General features: G+C 72.2%; 11 protein-coding genes. 7 read left to right on the top strand and 4 right to left on the bottom strand.

The annotated features are described in order from the left end of the window. Positions 1-268: 268 nt before the first annotated feature. The 3 genes from ACZ5WK_RS05560 to ACZ5WK_RS05550 are packed head-to-tail and all read right to left on the bottom strand — an operon-like array spanning position 269 to position 3,485. Positions 269-1,345: a threonine aldolase family protein gene (locus tag ACZ5WK_RS05560; RefSeq protein ID WP_396320134.1), complete on the bottom strand. Its 1,077-nt coding sequence runs from the start codon at positions 1,343-1,345 to the stop codon at positions 269-271. Continuing rightward, complete coding sequence (locus ACZ5WK_RS05555) at positions 1,342-2,088, bottom strand: SDR family NAD(P)-dependent oxidoreductase (protein ID WP_396320133.1); 747 nt, start codon at positions 2,086-2,088, stop codon at positions 1,342-1,344. Before ACZ5WK_RS05555 ends, ACZ5WK_RS05560 begins: the two co-directional genes overlap by 4 nt. After that, on the bottom strand, positions 2,085-3,485 hold the full coding sequence (locus ACZ5WK_RS05550; protein WP_465545200.1) for a DUF6421 family protein: 1,401 nt from the start codon (positions 3,483-3,485) through the stop codon (positions 2,085-2,087). The genes ACZ5WK_RS05555 and ACZ5WK_RS05550 overlap by 4 nt, the downstream gene beginning before the upstream one ends. A 470-nt stretch (positions 3,486-3,955) precedes the next feature. Here ACZ5WK_RS05550 and ACZ5WK_RS05545 point away from each other — a divergent pair, with 470 nt between their 5' ends. The 5 genes from ACZ5WK_RS05545 to ACZ5WK_RS05525 all read left to right on the top strand — a co-directional run bounded on the left by ACZ5WK_RS05545 (position 3,956) and on the right by ACZ5WK_RS05525 (position 8,417). Beyond that, the gene (locus tag ACZ5WK_RS05545; RefSeq protein ID WP_465545198.1) at positions 3,956-4,861 is read left to right on the top strand and encodes an ABC transporter substrate-binding protein; all 906 of its coding nucleotides are present in this window, start codon (positions 3,956-3,958) and stop codon (positions 4,859-4,861) included. Positions 4,862-4,926: 65 nt separating this feature from the next. Further along, positions 4,927-5,841: an amino acid ABC transporter permease gene (locus ACZ5WK_RS05540; RefSeq protein ID WP_465545196.1), complete on the top strand. Its 915-nt coding sequence runs from the start codon at positions 4,927-4,929 to the stop codon at positions 5,839-5,841. Then, a complete protein-coding gene (locus ACZ5WK_RS05535) occupies positions 5,838-6,611 on the top strand; it encodes an amino acid ABC transporter ATP-binding protein (protein ID WP_465545194.1) in 774 nt (257 codons plus the stop codon). The genes ACZ5WK_RS05540 and ACZ5WK_RS05535 overlap by 4 nt, the downstream gene beginning before the upstream one ends. A gap of 132 nt (positions 6,612-6,743) precedes the next feature. Continuing rightward, a complete protein-coding gene (locus ACZ5WK_RS05530; RefSeq protein ID WP_465545192.1) occupies positions 6,744-7,337 on the top strand; it encodes a DUF5134 domain-containing protein in 594 nt (197 codons plus the stop codon). A gap of 132 nt (positions 7,338-7,469) precedes the next feature. After that, positions 7,470-8,417 carry a M56 family metallopeptidase gene (locus tag ACZ5WK_RS05525; protein ID WP_465545190.1) on the top strand — a complete coding sequence of 316 codons (948 nt, stop codon included), beginning with the start codon at positions 7,470-7,472 and terminating at the stop codon, positions 8,415-8,417. A 28-nt stretch (positions 8,418-8,445) separates the two neighbouring features. Here the strand turns inward: ACZ5WK_RS05525 and ACZ5WK_RS05520 are convergent, their stop codons facing one another. Next, the gene (locus ACZ5WK_RS05520) at positions 8,446-8,877 is read right to left on the bottom strand and encodes a MarR family winged helix-turn-helix transcriptional regulator (RefSeq protein WP_465545188.1); all 432 of its coding nucleotides are present in this window, start codon (positions 8,875-8,877) and stop codon (positions 8,446-8,448) included. A gap of 87 nt (positions 8,878-8,964) precedes the next feature. Between ACZ5WK_RS05520 and ACZ5WK_RS05515 the strand changes: the two genes are divergently transcribed. Both ACZ5WK_RS05515 and ACZ5WK_RS05510 read left to right on the top strand, forming a co-directional pair. Continuing rightward, a complete protein-coding gene (locus ACZ5WK_RS05515; protein ID WP_465545186.1) occupies positions 8,965-10,479 on the top strand; it encodes an MFS transporter in 1,515 nt (504 codons plus the stop codon). A 216-nt stretch (positions 10,480-10,695) separates the two neighbouring features. Continuing rightward, the gene (locus tag ACZ5WK_RS05510; RefSeq protein ID WP_396320124.1) at positions 10,696-11,301 is read left to right on the top strand and encodes a TetR/AcrR family transcriptional regulator; all 606 of its coding nucleotides are present in this window, start codon (positions 10,696-10,698) and stop codon (positions 11,299-11,301) included. Positions 11,302-11,352: the final 51 nt, after the last annotated feature.

The raw sequence follows: 11,352 nt of genomic DNA, 5'->3' as shown, positions 1-11,352 counted from the left end.
GGCGTTGACTTTTGGCACGCTGTTGAGTTCTCAAGGAACGGACACTTCCTTCGGACCGCCTTCCAGCGGGCCCTCCGGGCGCTTCGTTCTTTCGTGTTTGAAGCTTATCAGACGTTTTCCGCCCCGTTTTCCGGAGTTTCATTCATCGGACTTGCTTTCCGCCGCCCCTCTCGGTGCGACTCCGGAACTGTACGGGGACCGCCCCGCCACATGCAAATCGTCCCGCCCTGCACCGGCAGGACGGGACGATCAGCGGTTCGGGCACGCGTCAGGCGCGGCCCATCTCCTCGGCGATGGCGGCCGCGAAGGCGTCGATGTCGGCCTCCGTGGTGTCGAAGGAGCACATCCAGCGGACCTCGCCGGTGTGCTCGTTCCAGAAGTAGAAGCGGTAACGCTTCTGCAGCCGCTCGCTGACCTCACGCGGGAGGATCGCGAAGACCGCGTTGGCCTGGACCGGGCGCACGACGGTCACACCGTCGATGTCCCGGACGGCCGCCTCCAGCCGGCTCGCCATCGCGTTGGCGTGGCCGGCGTTGCGCAGGTAGAGGTCGCCCGTGAGCAGTGCCTCGAACTGGACCGAGGCGAAGCGCATCTTCGATGCCAGCTGCATCGAGGTCTTGCGCAGGTACTTGATGTTGCGGACCTTCTCGGGGTTGAGCACGACCACGACCTCGCCGAAGAGCAGGCCGTTCTTCGTCCCGCCGTACGAGAGCACGTCCACGCCCACGTCCGTGGTGAAGGCGCGCAGCGGCACGCCGAGCGAGGCGGCGGCGTTGGCCAGGCGCGAGCCGTCCACGTGCACGAGCATGCCGTGCTGGTGGGCGTGGTCGACGATGGCCCGGATCTCCTCCACGGTGTAGAGGGTGCCGAGCTCGGTGCTCTGGGTGATCGAGACCGCGAGCGGCTGCGCGCGGTGCTCGTCGCCGAAGCCCCACGCCTGCTGGTCGATGAGCTCGGGGGTGAGCTTGCCGTCCGGGGTGGGGACGGTGAGCAGCTTGATGCCGCCCATCTTCTCGGGGGCGCCGCCCTCGTCCACGTTGATGTGGGCGGACTCGGCCGCGATCACCGCGCCCCAGCGCGGGAGCAGGGCCTGGAGGGCGACGACGTTGGCGCCGGTGCCGTTGAAGACGGGGTAGGCCTCGGCCGTGTCACCGAAGTGGCGGCGGAAGACGTCCTGGAGGTTCGACGTGTAGTCGTCCTCGCCGTAGGCGACCTGGTGGCCGCCGTTGGCCAGGGCGATGGCGGCCAGGATCTCGGGGTGCACGCCGGCGTAGTTGTCGCTGGCGAAGCCGCGGACGGCGGGGTCGTGCCGCCGTACCGCGTCCGTGCGGGTGGAATCGGTCATCGGGCTGTCAGCCACAGGTGCTGTCCGTTCAGGTCTGCTGCGGGGCGGTCCCAGAGGCCCGCCAGGTTCTCGGCGAGGTCGGCGGTGTCGGTGAAGCCGGTGAACTTCGCGTCCGGCTTCTCGGCCCGCATCTCGGGACTGACCAACGCCTTGATCACCAGGATCGCAGCCGCGGCGGTGGGCTCGCCGTCCTCGGCGGTGGTCTCCTTCTTGAAGGAGTCCGCCATGGCGAGGGTCCAGGCCTCGGTGGCGGCCTTGGCGGCCGCGTAGGCGGCGCCGCCGGCGGTGGGCTTGTGGGCCGCGGAGGCGGAGATCATCGCGTACCGGCCCGACTCGCTGCGGACCAGGGCCGGCTGGAAGGCCAGCGAGGTGTGCTGGAGCGTGCGCACCACGGTGTCGTGGAGGAAGTCCCAGTCGTCGATCCGGGTGTCGAAGAACTTCTTGCTGCCGCGCCAGCCGCCGACCAGGTGGAAGAGGCCGTCCACGTGGCCGTGCTCGGCCTCCAGGTGGTCGGCCCAGTCGTGGACCTCCTGCGGGTCGAGCAGGTCGATGACCTGCCCGCTGACCCGGGCGCCGGGGACGGCGGCGCGCACGGCGTCGAGGGCCTTCTCCAACCGCTGGGCGTCGATGTCGGCGCCGATCACGGTGGCGCCGTCCGCGGCGAGGCGGCGGAGGACGGCCTGGCCGGCCGGGCCGCTGGCTCCGGCGACGGCGATGACCTTGCCTGCGAGGTGTGCGCTCATGCGGCAGCTCCCTGGATACCCGCGCCGGTGATGCCGGTGGTGGAGGCGATGACGTTGCGGAGCTTCTTCGAGAGGGCCTCGTAGAACATGCTCAGCGGGAACTCGTCGGGCAGCACAGCGTCGCAGAGCGCCTTGTTGAGCGCCTTGCCGTCGGTGATGTCGAGCGGCAGCGCGTCGGGGCCCTTCGCCCAGGTGGAGGCGGGGTGCGGGGTGAGGTAGCGGGAGACCAGCTGGTAGGCGGCGATCCAGTGGGCCGGCTTGGGACGGTCGATGCCGTCCCGGTAGAGGGTCTCGATCTCGCCGCAGAGCGCGTTGGTGACCTGCGGGGCGCGCTCCCAGTCGATGGTGAGGCGGTTGTCCCGCCAGCGCAGCGCGTCGTGCTTGTGCAGGTAGGCGAAGAGCAGCTGGCCGCCGAGCCCGTCGTAGTTGCGCACGCGGTCACCGCTGACCGGGAAGCGGAACATCCGGTCGAAGAGGACCGCGTACTGGACGTCGCGGGCGTGCTCGTTGCCCTCGGCCTCCAGCTTCACGGCCTCCTTGAAGGTCGTGAGGTCACAGCGGAGCTCCTCCAGGCCGTACATCCAGAACGGGCTGCGCTGCTTGATCATGAAGGGGTCGAACGGCAGGTCGCCGTGGCTGTGGGTGCGGTCGTGGACGAGGTCCCACAGGACGAAGGTCTCCTGCGCGCGCTGCTGGTCGTCGAGCAGGCCCTCGGCGTCGGCCGGGATCTCCAGGCCGAGCTGCTGGACGGCGCTGGTGGTGACGGCGCGGAAGCGGGCGGCCTCGCGGTCACAGAAGATGCCGCCCCAGGTGAAACGTTCCGGCGCCTTGCGCACGGCCACGGTCTCGGGGAACAGCACGGCGGAGTTGGTGTCGTAGCCGGCCGTGAAGTCGGTGAAGGTGATCGGCACGAACATCGGGTTGTCGAAGCGGGTGCGCTCCAGCTCGGCCAGCCAGTCCGGCCAGACGACGCGCAGCAGGACGGCTTCCAGGTTGCGGTCCGGGTTGCCGTTCTGGGTGTACATCGGGAAGACGACGAGGTGCTCCAGGCCGTCCTCGCGCTGGTCGGCGGGCTGGAAGGCGAGCAGCGAGTCCAGGAAATCGGGCTCCCGGTAGCCGGTGTCGGCCCACTTCGCGAGGTCGGCGTCGACGGCCGCGAGGTAGTCGGCGTCGTGCGGGAAGAGCGGGGCGAGCTCCTCGACGGCGCCGCGGACGGTGGCGACCAGCGGATCGACCGCGTGCCGCTGCACGGCGGCGAGGTCGATCGAGCCGTCCTTGGACTGGAGCGGGCGCAGGGCCTCGACGGCTTCCTTCAGGCGCAGCCAGGCCGGGTGGCCGGCGTGGGGCGAGACCGGGGCGTCGGCCGCCACAGCGAGCCTTGGCGAAAGATTCTGCATCGTGGACTCACTTCGACAGGAGGGTTTTCAACGAGACCACCATAAGTACGAAAGGTTCTCCTGTTCAAGGGGGGCCCTGCCGACGGATGTCCCGTGGAGGGCGTACGCGCCGGCCGACGGGCGGATGTCCGGCATGTGGACGGGGATCTGGATCTTCTGGACAGAAGCGCCGTGGGGATGCGAACCTCCCGCCATGCTCCCGGCGGTGACCCTGGTGGCCCGGCGCCACATCGACCTGCTCCGGGCGCCCTCGTGTTGTCACGCCTGCGGTTGTGCGCGCGGCCTCTGCCGCTGCTGCTGATCCGGCTCGGGGGGCGCCGCGGGCGCGGCCCCGTACGCCGACCATGCCGCCTGTGTTCCGGCGCCGCCACCGGGGGGAAGTGACCCGCCTGGGTGCGGCCCGCGTCAGTGCCCGGCCGCCGCCCCTCGCCGTTCCCCGCCCTGCCCGGTCCCTCATCAGGAGCCCTGTCATGACCTCCCTCCGCAAGCCCTTCGCCGCCCTGCTGGTCGTCGCCGCCGCGGCGCTGGCCGCCTGTGCCCCGCAGGACACCGCGTCCGACGCGGGCGCGACCGCGTCGGGGACGGCCGGCGGCTGCGCGCCGGGCGCGCTGGCCACCCGTACCGCGGGGACGCTGACCGTCGGCACCGACAAGCCGGCCTACGACCCGTGGTTCGCCGAGGACCAGCCGGAGAACGGCAAGGGCTTCGAGTCGGCGGTGGCGTACGCGGTGGCCGAGAAGCTGGGCTACCCCAAGGACAAGGTGTCCTGGGTGGTCGCGCCGTTCGGCAAGGCCACCACGCCTGGCGCCAAGGACTTCGACTTCGACATCAACCAGGTCTCGATCAGCGCCGAGCGCAAGCAGGCGGTGGACTTCTCGTCCGGCTACTACGACGTGCGGCAGGCCGTGATCGCACTGAAGAGCTCCAAGGCCGCCTCGGCCAGGAGCATCGCCGACCTCAAGGGCGCCAAGCTGGGCGCCCAGGTCGGCACCACCAGCCTGGACGTGGTCACCAACACCATCAGGCCCAGCACCCAGCCGGCCGTCTTCGACTCCAACGACCTCGCGAAGGCCGCGCTGAAGAACGGCCAGATCGAGGCCCTGGTGGTGGACCTGCCGACGGCGTTCTACATCACCGGCGCCGAGGTGACGGACGCCCAGGTGGTCGGGCAGTTCGAGGGCCCGTCGCAGGCTTCGGCCCAGGGTTCGGCACAAGGTTCGCCGCAGGGCGAGCAGTTCGGCCTGGTGCTGGACAAGGGTTCCAGGCTGACCGGCTGCGTCACCCGGGCGGTGGACGCGCTGCGGGCGGACGGCACCCTGGCGAAGCTGGAGCAGCAGTGGCTCGCCGACGCCGTCGCGGCACCCGTGCTGAAGTGACCGACCACGCGATGAACACGGAACCCGCGGTGAGCGGCGAGTCCGCGACGGACAGGGGGCCCGCGATGAGCACGGAGTCCGCGAGCGTCCTGCGGAAGAAGAAGAAGAAGAAGAAGAAGGACGGGCCGGACGACGGCTACCGCCCGTCCGGGCGCCGGCTGGCCCACGAGGCCTACCGGCGGCGGCGGGCCCGCCGTTCGGCGCTGATCGCCGGCGTGTCGACGCTGGCGACGGCCGTGGCGCTGTACCTGGTGGTGGTCAACTCCCCCGGTTGGGAGGCGACCCGGAAGACCTTCTTCAACGCCCACTACGCGCGCCAGGCGCTGCCCGAGGTGCTGAAGGGTCTGCGGATCAATCTGGAGCTGATGCTCGGGTGCGGGGCGCTGATCCTCGTCCTCGGCCTGCTGCTGGCGGTGCTGCGGACGCTGCGCGGGCCCGTCTTCCTTCCGGTGCGGCTGCTGGCCACGGCGTACGTCGACTTCTTCCTGGGCCTGCCGATGATCATCTGCCTGCTGGTGATGATCACCGGTGTGCCGGCGCTGCGGCTTGCCGGGGTGACCAGCGACCCCATCCTCCTCGGCGGCGCCGCACTGGTGCTCACGTACTCGGCGTACGTCTCCGAGGTGTTCCGGGCCGGCATCGACGCGGTGCACCCGAGCCAGCGGGCGGCCGCCCGGTCGCTGGGGCTGAGCAATGCCCAGGCGATGCGGTACGTGGTGCTGCCGCAGGCGGTCCGGCGGGTCGTGCCGCCGTTGCTGAACAACCTGGTGAGCCTGCAGAAGGACACCGGTCTGGTCTCGATCGGCGGGGCGATCGACGCGGTCTACGCGGCGAAGATCATCACCGGCCGGTCCTTCAACTACACCCCGTACCTCGTGGCCGGCCTGGTCTTCATCGTCCTGACCGTCCCGCTCACCCGGTTCACCGACTGGCTGACCCGCCGGATGAACCGCCGTCAGCACCAGGGAGGTGCGGTGTGACGACCTCCGAGTACCCGAGGCCCGCGGTGCTGCGACTGGAGTCGGTGCGCAAGAGCTTCGGCCCCCAGGTGGTGCTGCGCGATGTCGACCTCACAGTGCCCGAGCACTCCGTGACGGCGCTGATCGGGGCGTCCGGCTCCGGCAAGTCCACGCTGATGCGGTGCGCCAACCTGCTGGAGCGGATCGACGACGGCGCGGTCTTCCTGGACGACGAGGAGATCACCGACCCGCGGACCGACGAGGACGCCGTCCGGCGCCGGATCGGGGTGGTGTTCCAGTCCTACAACCTGTTCCCGCACCTGACGGTGCTGGAGAACATCACCCTGGCACCCCGCCGGGTGCACAAGGTCGCGCGGGCCGAGGCCGAGGCGCAGGCGCTGGCCCTGCTGGACCGGCTCGGCCTGGCGGCCAAGGCGAAGGAGTACCCGGACCGGCTCTCCGGCGGCCAGCAGCAGCGCGTCGCCATCGTCCGGGCGCTGGCCACCGGGCCGCGGCTGCTGCTCCTCGACGAGATCACCGCGGCGCTTGACCCGGTGCTGGTGGGTGAGGTGCTCGCGGTGGTGCGGGACCTCAAGGAGCAGGGCATGACGATGGTCATCTCGACCCACGAGATGGGCTTCGCCCGCGAGGTGGCCGACCAGGTCTGCTTCCTGGACGCCGGGGTGGTGCTGGAACAGGGCCCGCCGGAGCAGGTGTTCGGCGATCCGCAGCAGGAGCGGACCAGGCGGTTCCTCAGCCGGGTGATCGCCTCGGGGCGGCTGAACCCATGACCGCGGTGGTGCTCGCCGGGAGTCCTCACTCCGGCGGGCACCACCGTGCGCCCCTGTGCGCGCCCTGCTGTACGCGGCTCCGAGCGGTGATCGTGGACGGTACGCCCGTCCGCGCCGCCCGGGAGGCCGCCGTTGCACGGACCAGTCCTGGTCAGCTGGCTGCTGGCCCTCCTCACCGCGTCCGCCGGCGGCTACTGCCTCACCCGGCTGCGCCGCTCCCCCTGCGCCGGCGGGCCCGCGACCGGCCGGCTGCACGCCTACGAGTCGGACGCCGCCGAGGCGTTGATGGGGTTCGGGATGGCCGCGATGGCCGTCTCCGGCAGCGCCGTGCCGGCCTCGGTCTGGGCGTGGGTGTTCGGCGCCCCGGCGGCGGCCTTCCTGCTGGCCGCCGTCCGGGCGGGCCCCGACACCCCGGCCCGGCGGGCGCACCGGCTGCACCACGCGATCGGCGGGCTCGCGATGACGTACATGGCGCTGGCCATGGGCGCAGCGTCCGGGCACGGCGGCCACCACCACGCGGCGAGCACCGGGACGCCCCTGCTGACCGGCGCGCTGCTGCTCTACTTCGGCGGCTACTCGCTCTGGGCCGGCACCCGGCTGCTGGCCACCCCGGCCGGGGGTCCGCCGGGGGGCGCCGGGGGCCCGGGGGCGGCCACCGCCGGGCTGCCGCGGGCCTGCCGGCTGTCGATGGGCATCGGCATGTTCGCCATGCTCCTGACGATGTGACGCGAGCCCCCGTCGCACCGCGCGTGGCGTTGGTCACTGGGTGGCCGAAAGTCGTTCCACCGGGCGCCACCACCGCTTAGGTTGGCCAGCAGAGCGCTGTCGCGTTCCGTGCGTACTCGGGGAGCCCATGCCATGACGGCCCTGCTCGGCCTGCTGCTGCTCGGACTGCTGCTCTCGACCGTGGCGCCCCGGCTGCTGGCCCGGGCCCGCTGGGCCGAGAGCGAACCCGTGCTGGCCCTGCTGGTCTGGCAGTGCCTGGTCGTGGCCGTGCTGCTGTGCTGTGCGCTGAGCCTCCTCCTGGCCGCCTCGGCCGCGCTGCCCGAGCTGCGGGCGCTGGTGTTCGCGGGCGCGCCGCACGGCGTGGAGGCCGCGTACGGGCTGCAGGACGCCGAGGGCTGGGGGCGGCTCTGCGCCGCGGTGCTGGCGGCGGGCGGGGTGCAGACCGTGCTGGCGCTGACCCGGGAGGTCCGCTCGGCGAAGGCGCTGCGCAACCGGCGGCACGCCCAACTGGCCACGCGGGCCCCCGAGCTGCCCGAGTCGATCGACGCGCTGCGGAGCCGGCGGGAGCGGCTGGTGGTGCTGGAGAACGTCCGCCCCGAGGCCTGGTCGCTGCCCGGCCACAACTCCCGGCTGGTGGTCACCACCGGGGCTCTCCAACAGCTCACCGACCGGGAGTTGGCGGCCGTGCTGAGCCACGAGCGCGGGCACGTGCGGGCCCGGCACCACTGGCTGTCGCAGAGCTCCCAGGCGCTCGCCTCTGGCTTCCCCGGCGTCGGCGTGTTCAGCGCCTTCCGGGACCAGGTGGGCGAGTTGGTGGAGCTCGCGGCGGACGACCGGGCGGCGCGCCGGCACGGGCGGCACACCACCGCCCTGGCACTGGCCGAACTCAACCTGGGGAGCGGGGTGTTCGGCTCCTGCCCGCCCGGGCTGGCGCAGTCGCCGAAGCGGGTGGACCGGCTGCTCGCCGGGCGGCCCCGGCTGCCCGTGTCTCACCGGCTGCGGCTCACCGTCACCGCGCTCGCCGCCCCTGCGGCCGCCGTCCTGCTGGCCGCCGCGCCGGGGCTCTCGACCCTGTTCTGAGCGCCCCCCGGCCGGATCCGGCCGGCCCTCAGCGCGATCCGGCGCAGCCGCCCTCCAACGGGCTGCCGAGGGTCAGTGCGAGCACCTCGCGCTGCAGCGGGCGGGCCTCGGTGTAGCGGCGGCAGCCCTCCTCGGTCAGGGCGACCTGGATGCCGCGCCGGTCGTCCGGGCACATCGCGCGGGTGACCAGGCCGGCCTTCTCCAGGCGGCCGATCAGCCGGGAGAGCGCGCTCTGGCTCAGGTGCACGGTGTCGGCCAGCTCCTGCACCCGCAGGGTGTGGGAGTTGTCGGCGTTCCGCTCCTCGACCAGGCGTTCCAGCACCTCGAACTCGCTCATGCCGAGCCCGTGCTTCTCGCCCAGCTCCCGGTCGAGCAGGCAGGCGGTGGCGGCATGCCGGGCCAGCAGGTCGCGCCAGGACGCGACCAGCGCCGCATCCGCGTCGGAGTCGAGTTCAGCCACGGCGCCACGGTAGCACGTGCGCATGAACCTTATGCGGTCACATCTAATTCATTTGCATTGAATGCATGTGCATGTAGTGTCCTCCGCATGACCACCGCGACCATCAATCCGACTGACGGTTCATCAACCGGCGGGCTGCACTGGACTCCCCGCCTCTGGGGCACGCTGATCGTGCTCTGCGCCGCGATGTTCCTGGACGCCCTGGACACCTCCATGGTGGGCGTCGCCCTGCCGTCCATCGGCTCCGAGCTCCACCTCTCCACCTCCGCCCTGCAATGGGTGGTCTCCGGCTACGTCCTCGGCTACGGCGGCCTGCTGCTGCTCGGCGGACGCGCCGCCGACCTGCTCGGCCGCCGCCGGGTCTTCCTGGCCGCCCTCGCCGTCTTCGCCGCCGCCTCCCTGTTCGGCGGTCTGGTCGACGACGGCGGCCTGCTGATCGCCGCCCGCTTCCTCAAGGGCGTCGCCGCGGCCTTCACCGCGCCGGCCGGCCTGTCGATCATCACGACCACCTTCGCCGAGGGCCCGGCCCGCAACCGCGCCCTGTCGATCTACACCACCTGCGGCGCCAGCGGCTTCTCGCTCGGCCTGGTGCTCAGCGGCCTGCTCACCTCGGTCGGCTGGCGCTGGACCTTCCTGATGCCGGTCCCGGTCGCCCTGCTGGCCCTGGTCTTCGCCGTCCGGCTCCTCCCCCGCCCCGCCGAGGACCGGGCCAAGGGCGGGTACGACGCCCTGGGCGCGATCACCGGCACGGCCGCCGTCCTGCTGCTGGTCTTCACCGTCACCGAGGCGCAGGGTGCCGGCTGGGCGAGCCTGCGCACGCTCGGCTCGCTGGCCGTGGTGGCCGCGCTGGCCGCTGCCTTCCTAGTCACCGAGAGCCGCGCCGCGCACCCGCTGGTCCGGCTCGGGATCTTCCGCAACGGCCCGGTCGCCCGGGCCAACCTGATCGCGTTCACGATCTTCGGCTCGTACGCGGGCTTCCAGTTCATCGTCACGCTCTACCTGCAGCGACTGCTCGGCTGGTCGGCCCTGGAGATGGCCCTCGGCCTGCTGCCGGCCGGCGCCCTGGTCGCCCTCTCGGCGACCCGGATGGGGGCGATCGTGGACCGCTTCGGCACGGGGCGGCTGCTGCCGATCGGCGTGCTGGCGCTGCTGCTCGGCTACACCGTCTTCCTGCGGCTGGACGAGCACAGCTCGTACCCGGAGCTGATGCTCCCCAGCATGATCCTGCTCGGGATCGGCTTCGCGCTCGCGTTCCCGTCCGTGAACATCGCCGCCACCGACGGCGTCGCCGACGAGGAGCAGGGGCTGGCTTCGGGCCTGGTCAACACGGCCTTCCAGGTCGGCAGCGCGATCGTACTGGCCGCGGTCACAGCGGTGATCACCGCCGGCAGCGGCGGCGGCGAGAGCCCTGCGGCCCAGCTGGACGGCTACCGGCCGGCCCTGCTCCTGGTCACCGCGGTCGCACTGGCCGGCTTCGTGATCGCCGCGGTGGGCGCGGTGCTCGACCGGCGGAAGCCGGCAACTACCGCCTCGGTACCCGACTATGATTATCCGTCAGTCGACCTGGACAACCGGCGGGGCGAGGTCCTGACCAAGAGCTGAACGCCGCCCGGGCCGATCCCTCGTTCCCGGCGGGTGCCGACTCCACCAAACCCCCGTGTTGGTGGAGTCGGCACCTCCGTACGAGCCGGCCCGTGCGCGCCCGCCCCGTGCGGATGCCACGGTTCGACCGCTCGCCCCGCCAGTATATTGGCCGGGAGCCAACGAACGTACGGAGCAGACACGATGGCACCTCGCGGGGATTCGGTCAACGAGGAAATGCGCCAACGCTCCCGCCGGCGCATCATGCGCGCCACCGTCGAACTCGTCGACCAGCACGGGTACGCCGGCACCACCCTGACCGACATCGCCGAACGGGCCGGGCTGGCCCGTGGGCTGCTCTCCTACTACTTCGACGGGAAACGGCTGCTGATGCAGTCGGCCACCCACCGGATGATGCACCAGGCACTGTCGGCGGCGCTGGGCGAGCTGGCGCCCGGCTCCACGGCGGAGGCCCGACTGGCCCGGGCCATAGACGCGGTGCTGGGGCTGGCGATGGACCACCCCCGGGTGATGCGTTCACACCTGGCGCTGATCATGGACCCGGACACCGGCGCGTTCGTCCAGGACCCCGAGCAGCAGCAGCTCGGCGCGATCCTCCAGGGGCTGCTGCGGGACTGGGGCGCGCCGGACCCCGCCGCCGAGCACGCGGTGCTGCGCAGCGCGCTGATGGGCGGCTGCATCGGCGTGCTGCTGCCCGGGGCCGAGCTGCCGCTGGCCCCGATCCGGGCCGACCTGTTCCGCCGGTACGACCTGGACTGGCGGCTGGGCCGGCCGCCGCAGCAGACACCGCCGGAGCGCGAACGGCCGCCGGCCCGCGGCTGAGCGGGACCGGGCGGCCGTCGGCGCGCTGCGCGACGAGCGTGCCGTGCGGCG

The organism is Kitasatospora sp. NPDC032757, from assembly GCF_055579305.1.
The sequence above is the reverse complement of the archived record's forward strand: the minus strand, read 5'-3'. Positions and strand labels throughout refer to the sequence as shown.